This is a genomic window from Winkia sp. UMB3158 (assembly GCF_030217145.1).
GTDB classification, from domain to species: Bacteria; Actinomycetota; Actinomycetes; order Actinomycetales; family Actinomycetaceae; genus Winkia; species Winkia anitrata.
On record NZ_JASONH010000006.1, the window covers coordinates 132255 to 148156 of the forward strand.

The window sequence follows — 15902 nt, forward strand, 5'->3', positions numbered from 1 at the left end:
CGCTACAGCGAATGCACCCCGGACCTTTTCGGTCCACACATGGCAGCCACTGGGGAATGGCTAGAGTTCAACTCTCTACTTACATTTCACTCCCCGGCACGCCTCACATGGGCACTTGGCACCTTGTACATTTCACTACCGCGCATTGGGTAGACGGCGAGGGTGGGCTCGGGGACTAGAAAGGCTTTAGGGGAGGGACGCGGTGCGTTCCTCCCCTAAAGCCTTAAGCCCATGCGTAGCAGCCGAACTGTCTACTATGTACAGAGAAGTGCTACTTGTCTCCGCCCTGAGCTTTGATTGCTGCATACGCAAGCGCAACGTCAGTATCAGTAATCTTGGTTCCCATAACGGAGCCGGCACCCATAAGATCGCCGCGGCAGGTGTGCTCAAGGCCTATGACATGCCCAATTTCGTGGGCCACGACCATCGGCTGGCTTGCAGCAGGAGTACGGTCGATCATCAGGCGGATCCGCTTGCTGTCCCGCCCCCCATACCCGAGGGCGGACCCTTCCCTCCAGTGTTCGTCAACAATAGTGACCGAACGAGGAGTCGGAGCCGATACCATCTTGAACTTCAGTTTGCCCCCAGTAGCCTGTTCCCACATCTGGGCACCCTTTTTGATAGCGTCATTGTAGGCGCTCTGCGAGTACAACTCCATTGTGTTGTTGTAAACGGTCTGCTTGCTTCCGTACAGAATCCGGTCCATATTTGAGAAACTAGTTTTGCCCTGTTTCACTTCCCTGTGCAGGACGTTGCAAGTTGCGGGAGTCATGGGCAGCTGAGCAGCCTGCGCAGGAGCTGCCACCGACAAACCAGCAGCAACCAAACCTAGGGTGAACATGGAAGCGGTCAATTTCTTTTTTGCGCTAAAAGTTTTCACACCTTCAACCTACCAAATGGTAAGCCACCCTACGTCGGTGTTTTTTTGCACATCAATTAGTGTTCTTTAACTTTCAAGTGCAGTAATTGTTTTCCCGGTAGTGCGCCAAGTCAGGCTATCTGCTCATTATGAGCCGCGTTTGAAACTGCTGCTTGCAGCCCAACTTTTATCTAGGGCACAACGATGGACGCCTCGAAGTACCCACGGAGACCGTCAGCACAGACGTAGAAGACCAAATGGCGAGCATTGAAATTGCCCCTTGGGCACACCCGCTAACGCAGACGCCGGCATATCAAAGCCGCCGTAAAAGTGGAGCCACCTGCGGGAATCGAACCCGCGACCTATTCATTACGAGTGAATCGCTCTACCGACTGAGCTAAGGTGGCGCAGCAGGAAAAAGCTTACCTAAGCTTTCACCTGCAAATCAAACCAATGTGGCCGCTATCGCTCATCTAGCTTGCAGCTGACTTCGCTCGCCGGCTGCTCGCCTTGCAGTAGATACGCCTCGACCGCCTTGTTGACGCACTTCGAAATGCCCGTGTAGCCGCAATGATTCCAAGAATCGAGAGTAACCAACGAAGACCCTGGGATCTGCCTATGCAGCGACTGCGCAAACTTATACGGGGTGGCCGGATCGTTCTTGTTGCCCACGATTACTACTTTAGGAGCATCTTTGAACGTGGGATCGTCCGCAGGCTTAGGCTTGATCGGCGACGCCTGTGCGCCCTGAGGCCCATATTTGAAGGTGCTGCCAATCACTGGTGCCACCTTGTCGAGCTGCGCATCTTGCTGAGCCCACGTCTTAGCGTCGCCCACCACCGGGTAATCCAACTGGTTGATGACGCTCATAGCATCGAAGGAATTGTCAGAGTAAGTGCCGTCGGAATTCCTAGACGCATAAAAATCAGCCAAGTACAGCAACTGCGTGCCGTCGTGCAGCCTAATAGCCCTGTCGAGGGCGTCCACCAGCGTCGGCCACGATTCGTAATTGTAAAGGGGCGCAACAGTGCCTTCGGTAGCTAGGGACTGAGTGAGCGGACGGTTCGAATTCGAGGTCCGCAGCGGGTTTCCTGCCAGCGACTTCAAGAACTTATCGATGTCTTTTAGACGCCCTTCCTTGGTCTTCGATTTTAATGGACAGTTAGCAAACTCCTTGCACTCGTCAGCAAACTTAGCGAGCGACTTTTGGAAATGCTCCGCCTGCCCAAGAGAAAGATCAAACATGTCAGCCTTCGGATCTACCACGCCATCTAGCACGATTCGACCCGACTGTTTCGGGAAATGGTTGACGTAGGTAGATCCCAGTAGGGTGCCATACGAATAGCCAACGTAGGTGAGCTTGTCGTCGCCCACGGCGGCACGCATCACGTCCATGTCTTTCGCGGCAGAGACAGTGTCTAGGTTTTTCGTCAGCTCCGCATCCTTGTCCAGGCACTGCTGCCCAAACTGGGCGGCCTGTTCGCGCACCTGTTTGATGTCAGTTCCCGCATCCCCAGTAGAATCCATGCTGCGCCAAGTATCCTTCTGCTCATCCGAGCTGCACACGATAGGTGCCGACGCGCCCACGCCCCTAGGGTCGAAGCTAACCAAGTCGTAGGCCTTCTGCACGTCTGAGCCGATGGCACCGCTAACTAGCCCCGACAAAGATTCAATGCCAGACTGGCCGGGCCCGCCCGGATTAGTAAACAGGGAACCCTTGGGATTGTTGCCAGCAGCCTTCTGCCTAGCCATCTGCAATTTGATTGTGCGCCCGGCAGGCTTGGAATAGTCCAGGGGTACCTCTATAGTGCCGCACTGTAGATTCTTGTCAGAGGAAACCTTCGGATCACACTTGCCCCACTTCACCCGTTGGTCGTAGAACTTTTGCAGCTGCGGCGAGGGCGCGCTCTGCTTATGGTCTTCCCGTTCCTGCCGCGAGGGCTGGTTACTTTGCCCCATTGAGCACCCAGCTAAGAGCGTCACTAAAGCAAAGCTTGCGGCCAGGATTCTGCCAGTCCGTTTCACCATTCAATTACTCCCAAGGGGTTGGCTGGGCGTGCGGCCTCAATGCTACACACATCGCTTCTATTGCTACCACGGGTGTGACATTGTGCGCGAGCCGACGGCGGGCCACTTCAATTGCATCCATCTTGGCTATCGTAGCCGCAGTATCCATCTGAGAAGCCAGGTCAGAAATCACCTCTACCATATCGTCGTTTACAAAATCGACATCGGCTCCTACCTGGCGGGCGTACACGTCCCGGTATAGCGACATTAGATCCGTCATGGCCCGATCGAGCTGGTCGCGCAAGGCGCGGGTGGCACGCCGTTTTTGTTCCTCTTCCAACTGCCGCACCTGCGCCCGCAGCGCTGGCGGAACCTTCGCGTCGGCATCCAACCCCAGCGCCCTTTTCAACTCTCCTAGCTCTGCCGCATCCTTTGTAGCAGTAATGCGTTCGGCCTCGGCCTTCGCTAGGTCCACCATCTGCCCGGCAGCAAACACCGCGTCGGCTACCGAACGTACCTGTGCGGGGCGCAGCAGGGTTTTGCGCCTCTGTTCGCGCGCCTGCGGATCAGTAGCTAGATACTTCGCCAAGCCAATATGGGACTGGGCGGCACGAGCTGCGGACATTGCCACCTGCGGGTCTACCCCGTCGCGAGCAACGATCAGCTCGGCCACCGCCCGCACCGGCGGCACCCGCAGGTTGAGTGCCCTACAACGGGAGCGGATCGTGGTGATCATGTCCTCGGGACTGGGCGCGCACAGCAACCACACCGTATGCGGCGGCGGCTCTTCAATAGCTTTCAGCAGCACATTCGAGGTGCGCTCTACCATGCGGTCTGCGTCCTCGACAACGATAACGCGCCACTTTCCCTGCGAGGGCGCTTGCGCTGCCACCCCTATAAGTTGGCGCGCCTCCTCGATAGAAATAACTACTTTCTCGGTGCGAAGGTAGCGCACGTCCGGATGAGTGCCCCCCATAGTTTGGGTACACCCCTGACACTTTCCGCACCCCACCGTTTCACCCTCGCATTGCAGCGACGCTGCGAAGGCTTTTGCAGCCAGTGAGCGCCCAGACCCCGGAGGCCCTGTAATAAGCCAGGCGTGCGACATCTGCCTGCCCGTATCATCGTTTCCACTGCCCCGCTGACACACAATTTGCCTGGCAGCAGAAGCAGCCTTCTGCAATACCTGCACCTGCTGTTCTTGGCCGACGAGCTGATCCCAAACGCTCACTACTTCGCCTCCCGCGGTAGCTCAATGCCTCGCTGGACAAACCACGGCAACTGCTCGAGGACGCTAAAGATGTCCTCTTTTACTTCTTCTACCGTTTTAGATCCGTCAATGCGGCAGATCCGCCCGTTCGATTCCTGGGCCATATTTAGGAAAGCGGCACGTACCTGTTTGTGAAAGGCTCGCCCCGCGCCCTCGATCCGGTCCTGGCCCATACCGCGTTCAGCTAAGCGGTGGGCGGCGGTGTCTAGATCTAAGTCAAGAAGGACGGTGATGTCTGGATTTAGGCCGTCCGTAGCCCATTCGCTTAGCTGTCTAATCTCTTGTTCCCCCAGATCGCGGCCCATTCCTTGATAGGCTACCGAAGAATCGATGTACCGATCACAAATAACGACTTTGCCCGCCTGCAGCGCCGGCCTAATCTTGGTGGCCACGTGATAGGCACGGTCGGCGGCGTACAGCAGCGCCTCAGTGCGCGGATCTACATCCTGCGGCCCGTTCATCACCTGCCGGCGCAATTCTTTGCCGAGGGCGCTGTCGCCCGGTTCGAACGTAACTAACACCTGCAATCCGGCTTCAATACACGCTTTCTGCAACAGCCGTACCTGGGTGGATTTGCCGGCAGCTTCGCCGCCCTCAAAGGTAATAAAGAGCCCCCGCGGGGCATCTGAAGCATTTTGCGCAAGATTAGCCGTCATGGCCTCTAGCCTAACTGTTCCCACTGACGGCCACCGCATCCCCACCGGTGCCCGCTAGAAAAACAGGTGACCATCCAGAAGGTGAGGACAGACCAGATAGATCGCTTGTGAATTACACCACTCATTATTGTTTTTGAGGGCGGGGCGGAGACCGCCCTCAAACTAACCCCTCATCTGCGGTTTCATCGGGCATTACGACCGCAGCGCCCCGGCCATTACCCGCCCTTTACGCGACAACCGGCAGATAAGCCGACTCGCTCAAGTGACAGGGGGACATAGTACAGTTCAGGCAGTTGGCTTTAATGCATATATAAGGAGAAGCAGTGTCGCAGGCAGACAAGAACTCGAAGCTAGTAATAGTCGAGTCTCCAGCCAAAGCTAAAACTATTGCTGGCTACTTAGGACCGTCTTTTCATGTGCTGGCATCAGTCGGCCATGTGCGCGACCTGCCTAAACCCTCCGACCTACCTGCCGACATGAAGAAAGGCCCCTACGGCAAGTTCGCAGTGGACGTAGACGACGGCTTCGACCCCTATTACGTTGTCAGCCCGGACAAGAAGAAGACGGTTACTCAGCTGCGCAAAGCTCTAAAAGAGGCCGACGAACTCTATCTGGCAACAGATGAGGACCGCGAAGGTGAAGCGATCGCATGGCACCTACTGCAGGTGCTAAAGCCGAAGGTTCCCGTATACCGCATGGTGTTCCACGAAATCACCAAGGATGCCATTTCCAACGCTCTTGCCAACACCCGCGAGCTCGATACTGACCTGGTGGACGCTCAGGAGACCCGCCGCGTGCTCGACCGCCTGTACGGTTACGAAGTGTCTCCGCTACTGTGGCGCAAGGTCCAGGCTGGCTCTTCCGCTGGGCGCGTTCAGTCTGTGGCGACGCGCATGGTTGTAGACCGCGAACGCGAACGCATCGAATTTGTGCCCGCAACCTACTGGGATATTGCTGCTACTTTAGCGAACGACGAGGGCGAATTCGAAGCCAAGCTGGTAGAACTCGATGGCCATCGCCTGGCTACTGGACGCGACTTTGGCGACGACGGCCAGTTGACAAAGAAGGCCCAGCTGGCCAAGGTGCACGTACTGCAGGCAGAGCAGGCTTCCGCCCTCGGCAAGGCACTGGAAAAAACGTCCCCATACACGGTCCAGAAACTGGACACTAAGCCGTACACGCGCAGGCCGGCGGCGCCCTTTACCACGTCGACGTTGCAGCAGGAGGCTTCCCGCAAGCTGCGCATGTCCTCGCGCCAGACCATGCGGGTTGCCCAGACCTTGTACGAAAACGGTTTCATCACCTACATGCGTACTGACTCCACAGCGCTGTCGTCACAGGCGATTGCTGCGGCCCGCAAACAGGCCAGCGAGCTGTACGGAGCCACCTCGATTCCCGCCAAGCCGCGCTTTTACGCAACCAAATCCAAGGGCGCGCAGGAGGCTCACGAAGCTATCCGCCCAGCGGGTGCCCACTTCCGTTCCCCAGACCAGGTGGCCGGGCAGATCAGCGGTGCGGAATTGCGTCTTTACGACCTGATCTGGAAGCGCACTGTGGCCTCGCAGATGAATGATGCTCGCGGGCAAACAGCTACCGTGCGCATCCAGGCCGACTCTTCCGAGGGTAAAGCCACTTTCTCGGCCTCCGGCACGGTCATTACCGACCGCGGCTTCTTGGCTGCTTACGAAGAGGGCCGGGACAAGGATCGCTACGCCAAATCGGCTGGCGAAAACGTACGTTTGCCGAAGCTTTCCGAGGGCGACACGTTGCAGGTGAAGAAGGTCGACTACGAGGACCGCGAGCACACCACTACCCCGCCTCCGCGGTACACGGAAGCGTCCCTGGTAAAAGCCCTGGAAGAACGCGGTATTGGCCGCCCCTCCACCTACGCCGCTACCATTGGCGTGATTGGAGATCGCGGCTACGTGCTACACCGCGGCCAGGCGCTAATCCCCACCTGGCTGGCCTTCTCGGTCACCCGCCTGTTGGAACAGAACCTGCCTGATCTGGTCGACTACGACTTCACTGCCTCTTTGGAGGAGGACCTGGACAAGATCGCCGCGGGCAATGCTGATCGCAAGCAATGGCTTGGACAGTTCTACTTCGGAGCGGATGGATCTGGCGAGGTCGCCGGCCTCAAGCACGCTGTTTCCTCGCTGGGCGACATTGATGCCCGCACCGTCAACACCATTGATCTGGGCGAGGGCGTGGCGGTACGCGTCGGGCGTTTCGGCCCCTACCTGGAAGATAAGGACGGCAAGCGCGCCTCCATCCCGGACGACGTGGCTCCGGACGAGCTGAGCCCCGAAAAGGTAAAGGAACTGTACGCTGCTGCCGCAGACGACGGCCGCGAACTCGGCGTATACCCCAACACTGGGCGCACTATCGTGGCTAAGAACGGGCGTTTCGGCCCCTATGTCACCGAGGTCATTCCCGAGGAGGAACAGGGCACTGGAAAGAAGAAGATTAAGCCCAAGACTGCTTCGCTACTGAAGACTCAAAACCTTGCGGACATTACTTTCGAGGACGCCTTGCAGCTGCTGTCTCTGCCCCGTGAGGTCGGCACTGATCCGGAATCTGGCGAGGTCATTACCGCCCAGAATGGGCGTTTCGGCCCCTACCTGAAGAAGGGGAAAGATTCGCGTTCCTTAGAGACTGAAGAGCAGATGTTCACCATCACCTTGGAAGAGGCACTGAAGATCTACTCCCAGCCTAAGCAGCGCGGTAGGCGAGCAGCGAAACCGCCCCTTCGCGAGCTAGGCACCGATCCGGCCACTGAAAAACCAGTAGTTATCAAGGATGGCCGCTTCGGACCCTACATTACTGACGGCACCACGAATGTGACCGTGCCGCGCGGCGAAAGCATAGAACACCTAGAGGTGGAACGGGCCTTCCAGTTGCTTGCCGACAAGAGGGCGAAGGGCCCGCGCAAGAAGGCAACTAAGAAGACCACGAAGCGGAGCACAGCCAAGAAAACCACAACAAAGAAAACCACTACGAAAAAGGCTGCAACAAAGAAGACGACGGCAAAGAAACCCGCAGCCAAGAAGACAGCTGCGAAGAAATCATCTAAATAGATAGTCTGCTGGCGAGGCCACCGGCCCCGCCAGCAGACCTGGACTGCATACCGAAGGGTTGAGGCTTACCCCTGAGCTCTGCCTCGGCGGCCGCCGTTTGCTCGTCTGAAGGCGACAACACCAATCACAACGGTAATCACCATAAAAATGCCAATGAAATAATTTAGTGAATGGTGCGTAGCTTGTTTAAATGAATCCCCGAGGCTCCACTGCAATAAAATATTGCCGATCAAAATAACTACTTGCGCAATGAAGCACAGCATATAGAACTTAACCGAAGCAGTGGTCTGCCGCTCCCTTGAGTGCACCACCGCACCTCCAATCACGCCGCCACCGATGCCGCATGCATATCGGGGCATACACCGCCCAGTTTCGGGCGCCGCCCCAGATTAACGCCTTGTCGACACTAATTCAAACCTTAATATTTCATTTTGTTAGAATCCCGTGTCGCGCGCATTCGGCAGCACTACCATTAAACCCTAATGAGTATTTACTAACGTTTCGCACAAGCTTTGAGCAACCTTCAGAATGCCGCCCCTATTGATTATTATTCAATGATTTGCGCATGGAAGTTGGGGCTGGCCTGGAAGAATCCATCGTCTCTGTGTCGTGACGCGACTTATCCTCCTATTGAGGTCCACGCAAGAAGGCAACTAAGAAAACCAATGAACGGGCCCCGCCAGCCGGCCTTACCAAGCCGGCAAAGTTAGAAGGCTGAAGCAACAACTACTGCGGATACCACAGAGACTAGTAAGGCCGCCACGCCTGTCACAATAAGCGTGCGTCCAGCCCGGTCAGGATCCGCCCTCAACGTATTCCAAGTGGCAAACGCGCAGGCCGCAAACGAGCTGACTGCAATTGCCCCCCCACACGGGGAAAGCAACCGACCGGGCGCGCACGGCCATAATAATTATCCCGATTAGGCAACCAAACGCGATCCCACACAAGGATGCCCCTGCAGTAAAGGCACCCCTACGCCCCGGAGTGTCAAATGCGCCCTCTAACAAAACAAGTCCCCTAGCTTCAAAATCCTCTACCTAAAACCGCACAGGCGAGTCTGCGGTCTCGCGCAAGAATCCTTGCCAGTACAAATCGCGCACCCGCGGCAACAATTCGCGCTCCAATTCGCCCTTATCCGCGTCTAAAAGCACCGAAAGGGCCCCAATAATCTGCCCAATGGCAAGCTCCCCATCACAGGCGCCCGCCAGCCCTGCCAGAGCGGTATCTACCCTAATTTGGCGACCTACCCCGCCCCCTTGGTGCAACATAATCACTTGTGGATCCTGCGCCCCAGGCGTGTAAAAGCGTTCCTCAGTAACGTCGTGAGGCACAACCAACCGCGCCTCCTTTAAAGCCGTGTCTTCTAATCCTCCTCCGCGTTCTCTAGCGAAAGCCGTTAGCAGATGTGAGGCGAACTCGCTGCCCGGCGCCCGGTCGGTGCCCAACGCGTCCTCAAAACGGCGCACCGGGACGCCCTGCCCCCTATGTAGCAGCACGTAACCAAAACCCACCCCCGTAATGCCGCGGCGATCAAAATCGTCAAGCCACAGCCTTTCCCGCGCAGCGTATTCGGCGGTTCCGGGAATAAGCCCCTCGTCACGTAACCACATTTTGGCGTATGCGGCCGGCGAGGCAACTTCACGCAAGCACACCCAAGCATCCAACGGGCTGTGGGACAACCACGAGTCCCAACGTTCGCGCCACTGCCCCGTAATCTGCCAATTACAAATGAGGGCGGCCACCCCACCTTCGCTAAGGTACTCGGGCAAGGCTGCGACTAGCTCGGCAACCAAATCGTCCCCGTCACGCCCGCCGTCTCGGTAGGTGAACCGCTCGCCCTCGCGCGCCTGCTGCGGGGTGATCACAAAAGGCGGGTTAGAGACGATCAGGTCGAAGCGACGCCCTCGCACCGCCGAAAACATATCGGATTGCAAAAGCTCAACGGACTCACCGGCCAGCTGCGCCGCCACGCCTGCCGCTCCAAGAGCTCGCGGCAAAATATCTACGCCAGTAACCGAATCAGCGTGTGCCGTAGCAGCCAACGCCTGCGCTCCCGATCCGCACCCCAGGTCGAGGACGGTACCGAAGTGTTCCCTGGGCGTCCACGCCAGTAGCGAATTCGTTGCCCCGCCCAAGCCCAGCACGTGGTCTGCCGGAAGCGGCACCCCCGGTACCGAACGCGGATCCGAAGGCACAAACCAGGTATGCTCCTTGCCGTCTATGCTGATTTGCAACGGCGACAGGCGCCAGCGAGCGCGCAGCCTCTGCTGCCCGTCACACAAACAGGTAGCTTCTGGCAAAAACTCTTCTACCTGCCCTTTTGAAACACGATGCCCCGTCACGAACAACGCGATCGCGACGCGCAACGCATTCAACTCACCCAGCTGCAACCATCCAGAAACCGCCCTTTGGGTGGGCGATTCTAACCCACGCGCCCAGTCCTGCCAGGCCTCGTCAAGTTCGGCCGCAAATCCCGAGGGCGAAAAGTTGCACTTTCGCAGTGCCGCGTCTAGCTTGCGCAGGCTCACTGATCGCGGCCGTCCGATCCTCTAGACCAGCCCTGCCGGTTCGCGAAGAATGACTTGCCCGAATCCAGATTCCAGCACTGCACCCCATCCTGAGTAGCAGAACAGGCAACCTTATCTTTGAACGCAGTCTGCCCGTAGTCCAAGGGACGAGTGGAACTAGTCTGGGCATCCGTACCACAGCGCAGCACGGCAGCCGCATCGCCCTCAACAGCTAGAGTTGCCTTGCCGTCCCCACAATTCTCTACGCCCGCGCGCCGGTAATCATTCTGGTAGACAGTGCAACTGACGCCGTCGCCCTCGAGCTTGCAAGCAATATTTCCTGAAGGCATCACGAAGGCGCCAGTTTCCACGTACTGCCCACTGACCGGATAGGGGGCCTTGGCCGGGTCATCCCAGCTTGGGCTGTCACTTTCGGTCGGTTCCGAGCTCTTAGTCTCGGGGGCCGCCTGAGTTGTCTCACTCTGGGTTGGTGTGGCCGCTGGCGCCGGGCGCTTACCCCGGTTTTTAAACAACAAAATTCCCGAGGCCACCAACACAACTAGGGCTAGGGCCAGCAGGGTTGCCAAAATCGGTACTGCTTTCGACTTCTTCTTAGCAGCGGGCGCCGAAGTACCCGACGCAGGAGCCGGCTGATATTCGCGTTTCATCCGCTCCTGCTCAAATTTGGGGATAACCACCGTTTCCTCGGGGTTCTGCCTACCCGACCCATATGCCGAAGTATAAGAAATGCTAGGAGCTTCTTCACCGGTGACTGCGCTGCTGTTCGCAGCAACGTGTTCACCGTGGTGCACCTCTTCCTCACTGTCAGCTTCACCCTGCCCGCTAGAGCCCGCAAGCTCAGCCGCGCTCTGCCCCTCTGGCTGATCATTCTGCTCTTCTATCTGGGGGGACGGCTCGGTGTGCGATTCGTCCTCAGCAGGTGCTTGCGCCTGGTCCGTATCGTCTTCGGCAGGAGTGGCGGGCATGTTCTCTGGTTCCTGTTCCAGAGTAGATTCATCCGGGTCAGGCCCCGCAGGTTCTTCCTGGGCAGTAGCACCCTGTTTTTCAAAAAGACGCCGCCTGCGCAACGCCTTATCCACATCGGCATCCCCCAGGTTCTGTAGCCACTCCAGCAAGGCCGGATAGGCCTGTGGGTGCAAGGCAATCTGCGGGCGCAGCTGCGGGAACTCCCCCGCGATCTGCTGCAACCTTATGGGTGCCAGCTGCGGATCCGAGAGATCCTGTTGGGCTTCTTCAAGGGACATAGCTTCTCCATCTGGATAGGAACTATGTGAAGTTTATCAGGATGCCTCTTTCAGGCGGTGGGGGTTTTTACGACCGGCCTAATTTCTAGGTTTTCGATCGTTGCCTCGGCGGAAGTATCGACTACTGCGCGCACCGCCTTGGCCACCGACTCCGGCGCAACATGGTCGGTGGGTTCGTAGCCGTGTCCGGCCTCCTTTTGGATCTGCACTTGCATGTCGGTGTCTACGCGCCCCGGATGAATCGAGCTGACACGCACCCGCCCCCGTTCCTCTTCGCGAAGAGCATCCGTTAGGGCTCGCAGCGCAAATTTCGAGGCCGAGTACACGGCATTGCCCGCTTTCGAATTGTAGCCGGAGCCCGAATTGATGGCTATAACCTGTCCTTTTGCCGCTCGCAGTGCCGGCAGTAGCTGTCGCACAGTTTCTGCCACCGAGGTGACGTTTAGGGTGAGCGTACGCGTCCACACCTCGGGTTCGACCTCGGCAATGTTGCCGCGGGCAGCAGTGCCAGCAGACAGCACCGCCACATCCAACCGTTCCAAACCGAGCTCCGCCACGGCGCCGGCAATAGAGTTCACGTCTAACAGGTCACATACAAAACCGCGGGCATGCGGGTAGTTGGCGACAGCTTTTTCGACGCGGCACGCGTTGGTACCGCCAATGATCAGTTCGTGGGTGCTTGCCAATTCTGCAGCGATTGCGGCGCCAATGCCGCGGGTGCCGCCGGTAATTAGGGCTATTTTCCGTTCACTCATGTTCCCACTATACGGGTCACAGCCACCCATTGTTGTGAGCGCGGCGGGCAGCATCCATGCGCGAGGATCCACCCGTTTTAGCCATTGCCGAGGTTACGTGGTTGCGCACGGTCCCCTCGGAAAGGCCCACTTGACGGGCTACCTGGGCGCTGGTTCCCCCGCCGAGGGCGGCGCGCAGCACGTCTTTTTCCCTTGCGGTGAGCGGGTTTTGGCCCAGTCCCAGGGAGCGGGCTGCCAGGTCTGGATCGACTACGCGCATTCCCGCATGCACCCGGCGAATCGCTTCAGCTAACTGGGCTGCCTGCTGGTCTTTGACAAGGAAGCCGCTGGCTCCGCCCGCCAAGGCTCGCGTTACCCAGCCAGGCCGGTCAAAAGTGGTGAGCATTAGGATGGCTACCTTGCAGGCAGATCCTCTAATTCGCTCCAGAGCCTCGAGGCCGTCCATTTGCGGCATTTCCACGTCTAACAAGAGGACGTCCAAACCTGGCAACTGTGCAACTTCTATGGCATCTTGCCCAGTTTCGCCCTCCCCTACCACGTGTAGGTCGGATTCCAGGTTTAGCAGCGCAACCAGCCCGGCCCGCACCATGGCCTGATCGTCAACCACGGCAACGTTTATCACTACTTTCCCCCTTCCTCAAGGAAAAGTGTAGACGGAATCCCGCCTGATCTTGGCCCCAGCTCAATTCGCCTACGTCTGCTGCTCGCTCGCGCAGCTTTTGTAGGCCCGTGCCCTGCCGGTGGGATTCCTTCTTTTGTCTGCCGTTGTCAATAATCGACAGTTCGGTGGGGCTGATCTGGATTCGGATGCGCGAGGCCGCAGAATGGTGCACTACGTTCGCTACGCCCTCGCGCAGAACGTGGGCGGCCACGGTGTTTGGCGCCCCCTGCGGCGGGTGGCCGTCGTCTTTAATATCGAGGGCGATGCCGGCAGCCTTAGCGAGCTGCCTTGCGCTTTCCAGCTCCTCATTTATGTCCGCCTGCCTGGTGGCAGCAACAACGGCACGCATGTCCGCGAGCGCCTGGTGGGAAAGGTGTTGCACTTGCTGCAAAAACTGGGTGGCTTCCACCTCTCTGCCCGCCTCGAGCATTTTGGCTCCCACCTGCGCGTTCACGTTTATGGCAGTCAAAGTTTGGCCCAGCACGTCATGCAGGTCGGCGCTGATGCGCGCGCGTTCACCCTCCTTCGACGCTTCTACCCGATCGGCCGCGGCCACCGCCTTCGCCCTGTCTTCTTCTACCCCCTGGCGCGCCTTCGCGGTCATGAAGTAGCCGATAACCGTCACCCCCGGTGCTATCAGCATGTTTACGTCACGCGGCCCGGTGATGTAGGTGCTCACAAGCAGGACCACCATCGCAACCCCCAGCACAATAGAGGATCGCCCTATGTAGGCTCTAGGTAGTTGGAAGGTAATTATTGCTGCTAGATAAGGAAAACAGTAGGCGGCCATGAGCGGAACGCCAGAAATGTAAACCACCACTGCGGCCAGTAGGCATATCAGCGCTATGGTTATTAGCACTGCGCGGTCCACACTCCCCGACACTGGCGCCGAATCCGACCGGACCCAAGTTTGCGCATAAACAGCCGTGAAAGCTATCTGCCACCAGATAGTCCAAAAGAGCTCGGAGGCGGAGGCCACCCCAATTAGGGGAAAGATCCACATGAAGATCAGGTATGGCAGCGCCCACGGCAGTGATTCTAAACGCTCGCGCAAAGGCTGGGTCGCCGCCCTCGACGTAGTAAGCATGATCTACCTTTCTGTGCGCCCCTTGCGGAAGTACAACAGTGCGGCTAGGCCGATAAAGACTGTTGAATAAACCCCGATGTTTACCACCCACGACCAGTTGAACGTATTGGCCCACCCGATTAGCGGCGCCCTGACAAGATTGATAATGCCATACAGCGGTGTATATGGAGCCATATCCTGCACCAGCTTGCCCATCTGCTCCAGCGGCATAAACATGCCCGACAGGAACGAGGAAACCAGCAGGATCATGGTCAGGATGAAGTTTGCCGCCTGCTCGTTTACTACCTGACCTATTGCAAACCCCATTGCCGCCAGCGGAAGACAGCAAACCAGTATGAGCAGGTACGTCGCTCCCCATGCCAAAGCAGTCAAATGTGCCCCCGTGAAGGCCCCGACCACGTAGGTCACAAGCGCGGCAAGGCCAGCCTGGCAGACTGCAGAGACCACCTGTGCACCCAGATAAGCTGGGAAAGACAGCGGCGTGAGCGCCAATGTACGCCACCACCCACTGTTGCGGCCGAGGGCGGTCACACAGGCGCCCCACCCTGCTGTAGTGAGCGCCCCATAGCAGGCCATGCCCACCATGATCGCCGCCTGCACGTTTCCGTTACCCACACTTTCATCCGAATACGGCTGGTCAACCGCAAAGAAAAAATACATTAGCAGCGGAATGCCTATTGCACCGCCAATAAACCAGGGGTTACCTATAGTTTGGCCGTATAAAGAGGCCAAAAAGTGGGTAACAGCGCCCTGGAAAGGTTTGGGCGTTGGAATTGCTTTTATTTCGGCTGTACTAAGAGTATTTCTCATCGGGATTCACCTTTAGAGGACGTTATAGAAGTAAAAATGTCGTCCAAGCTGATGCGGGTCATCTGGAAGCCGCGCACGCCAGGAGTTTGCAAAAGACGCAGGGCCAGAGGTTCTAGATCCATCCCCTGCACTAAAAGGGTGTTGCCGCTTAGAGAAATGTCCCACGCCGCCTGTCCCATACGAGCCAGCTGTTCAGGCAGGTTAGAATCCGCCGGGAGGATGGCGCGCACCTGTGCCCGCCGATCCGCATCAATTAGTTCAGATTTCGGTTTATCCATCGCCACCTTGCCCCTATCCATGATGACTATGCGCCCAGCAATGTCTTCGGCTTCCTGCAGGTAGTGGGTGGCGAAAATAATTGATACCCCCTCGGCGGTAAGGGAGCGCATACCTTCCCAGAACTCCTTCCGACTAGCCACGTCCATACCGACAGTCGGTTCGTCCATGAGTAGCAGGCGGGGCTCAGACAGCAACGCCATTGCCAGGCGAAAACGCTGGCGTTGTCCGCCCGAACATTTACTGAGCCGCCGCCCCGCCAAATCCGCAATACCAGCCCTTTTCAACGCAGCATCTACGCCAATGTGATTCCGGTACGGACTGGCGGCCAGCCGCAGTAGTGAGCGGACAGTACCCGAAGTGGGGAATCCGCCCTCCTGCTGGATGACGCCAACTAGACCGCGGCGGATAGCCTCCCGCGGCTCCAGGCCAAAAAGTAGGGCACGGCCCGCATCGGGGTGCCCCAATCCGAGGGCGATGTCCAGCAGCGTGGTCTTCCCAGCACCATTGCGACCAAGAAGGGCGACCAGTTCGCCCTGGCCGATAGTGAGGTCAACACCGTCTACCGCCTGCACCTTGCCGAAGGCGCGACGGGCGCCCTCGATTTGTAGCGCCGGCGGACAGCCAGTTTGGGTATTTTCTAAAACAGGTCTTGTTTTTGTTTCCATGCCT

Annotated in this window: 13 protein-coding genes and 1 tRNA gene; 1 reads left to right on the plus strand and 13 read right to left on the minus strand. The window is 57.9% G+C overall.

Annotation, left to right across the window (positions count from 1 at the left end):
* Nucleotides 1–271: 271 nt before the first annotated feature.
* From QP400_RS08180 to tmk, 5 genes are all read right to left on the minus strand, one after another.
* Nucleotides 272–880 carry a reprolysin-like metallopeptidase gene (locus tag QP400_RS08180; protein WP_048706968.1) on the minus strand — a complete coding sequence of 203 codons (609 nt, stop codon included), beginning with the start codon at nucleotides 878–880 and terminating at the stop codon, nucleotides 272–274.
* Between the two features lie 310 nt (nucleotides 881–1190).
* Nucleotides 1191–1266, minus strand: a tRNA-Thr gene (locus QP400_RS08185).
* 55 nt (nucleotides 1267–1321) lie between these two features.
* Nucleotides 1322–2887 (minus strand): alpha/beta hydrolase, encoded by a 1566-nt coding sequence (locus tag QP400_RS08190; RefSeq protein ID WP_004806967.1) that lies wholly within the window; start codon nucleotides 2885–2887, stop codon nucleotides 1322–1324.
* A gap of 4 nt (nucleotides 2888–2891) precedes the next feature.
* Nucleotides 2892–4097, minus strand: a complete 1206-nt coding sequence (locus QP400_RS08195; protein ID WP_004806969.1) for a DNA polymerase III subunit delta' — start codon at nucleotides 4095–4097, stop codon at nucleotides 2892–2894.
* Entirely contained in the window at nucleotides 4097–4792 is a 696-nt protein-coding gene (tmk, locus tag QP400_RS08200) for a dTMP kinase (RefSeq protein ID WP_004806971.1), read from the minus strand. The genes QP400_RS08195 and tmk overlap by 1 nt, the downstream gene beginning before the upstream one ends.
* Nucleotides 4793–5115: 323 nt before the next feature.
* Here tmk and topA point away from each other — a divergent pair, with 323 nt between their 5' ends.
* On the plus strand, nucleotides 5116–7869 hold the full coding sequence (gene topA, locus QP400_RS08205; protein ID WP_004806974.1) for a type I DNA topoisomerase: 2754 nt from the start codon (nucleotides 5116–5118) through the stop codon (nucleotides 7867–7869).
* 65 nt (nucleotides 7870–7934) lie between these two features.
* Here topA and QP400_RS08210 read toward each other — a convergent pair whose 3' ends face one another.
* The 8 genes from QP400_RS08210 to QP400_RS08245 all read right to left on the minus strand — a co-directional run bounded on the left by QP400_RS08210 (nucleotide 7935) and on the right by QP400_RS08245 (nucleotide 15898).
* Nucleotides 7935–8228: a hypothetical protein gene (locus QP400_RS08210; protein WP_040315133.1), complete on the minus strand. Its 294-nt coding sequence runs from the start codon at nucleotides 8226–8228 to the stop codon at nucleotides 7935–7937.
* 678 nt (nucleotides 8229–8906) lie between these two features.
* Nucleotides 8907–10397, minus strand: coding sequence for a methyltransferase (locus tag QP400_RS08215; RefSeq protein WP_004806978.1), 1491 nt, complete (start codon nucleotides 10395–10397; stop codon nucleotides 8907–8909).
* Entirely contained in the window at nucleotides 10394–11641 is a 1248-nt protein-coding gene (locus QP400_RS08220; protein ID WP_004806980.1) for a variant leucine-rich repeat-containing protein, read from the minus strand. The genes QP400_RS08215 and QP400_RS08220 overlap by 4 nt, the downstream gene beginning before the upstream one ends.
* 50 nt (nucleotides 11642–11691) lie before the next feature.
* Nucleotides 11692–12396 carry an SDR family oxidoreductase gene (locus QP400_RS08225; RefSeq protein ID WP_040315134.1) on the minus strand — a complete coding sequence of 235 codons (705 nt, stop codon included), beginning with the start codon at nucleotides 12394–12396 and terminating at the stop codon, nucleotides 11692–11694.
* 16 nt (nucleotides 12397–12412) lie between these two features.
* Nucleotides 12413–13018, minus strand: coding sequence for a response regulator transcription factor (locus QP400_RS08230; protein ID WP_004806984.1), 606 nt, complete (start codon nucleotides 13016–13018; stop codon nucleotides 12413–12415).
* On the minus strand, nucleotides 12996–14144 hold the full coding sequence (locus QP400_RS08235; protein ID WP_004806987.1) for a sensor histidine kinase: 1149 nt from the start codon (nucleotides 14142–14144) through the stop codon (nucleotides 12996–12998). The genes QP400_RS08230 and QP400_RS08235 overlap by 23 nt, the downstream gene beginning before the upstream one ends.
* A gap of 3 nt (nucleotides 14145–14147) precedes the next feature.
* Nucleotides 14148–14954 carry an ABC transporter permease gene (locus QP400_RS08240; protein WP_004806988.1) on the minus strand — a complete coding sequence of 269 codons (807 nt, stop codon included), beginning with the start codon at nucleotides 14952–14954 and terminating at the stop codon, nucleotides 14148–14150.
* A complete protein-coding gene (locus tag QP400_RS08245) occupies nucleotides 14951–15898 on the minus strand; it encodes an ABC transporter ATP-binding protein (protein ID WP_004806990.1) in 948 nt (315 codons plus the stop codon). Before QP400_RS08245 ends, QP400_RS08240 begins: the two co-directional genes overlap by 4 nt.
* Nucleotides 15899–15902 lie beyond the last annotated feature (4 nt).

What these genes read in the sequence shown, in the direction of transcription:
- QP400_RS08190 (WP_004806967.1), bottom strand. Translation starts at nt 2,887, where the DNA reads ATGGTGAAACGGACTGGCAGAATCCTGGCCGCAAGCTTTGCTTTAGTG.
- QP400_RS08210 (WP_040315133.1), bottom strand. Translation starts at nt 8,228, where the DNA reads ATGCCCCGATATGCATGCGGCATCGGTGGCGGCGTGATTGGAGGTGCG.
- QP400_RS08220 (WP_004806980.1), bottom strand. Translation starts at nt 11,641, where the DNA reads ATGTCCCTTGAAGAAGCCCAACAGGATCTCTCGGATCCGCAGCTGGCA.
- QP400_RS08240 (WP_004806988.1), bottom strand. Translation starts at nt 14,954, where the DNA reads ATGAGAAATACTCTTAGTACAGCCGAAATAAAAGCAATTCCAACGCCC.
- QP400_RS08245 (WP_004806990.1), bottom strand. Translation starts at nt 15,898, where the DNA reads ATGGAAACAAAAACAAGACCTGTTTTAGAAAATACCCAAACTGGCTGT.
- QP400_RS08235 (WP_004806987.1), bottom strand. Translation starts at nt 14,144, where the DNA reads ATGCTTACTACGTCGAGGGCGGCGACCCAGCCTTTGCGCGAGCGTTTA.
- tmk (WP_004806971.1), bottom strand. Translation starts at nt 4,792, where the DNA reads ATGACGGCTAATCTTGCGCAAAATGCTTCAGATGCCCCGCGGGGGCTC.
- QP400_RS08225 (WP_040315134.1), bottom strand. Translation starts at nt 12,396, where the DNA reads ATGAGTGAACGGAAAATAGCCCTAATTACCGGCGGCACCCGCGGCATT.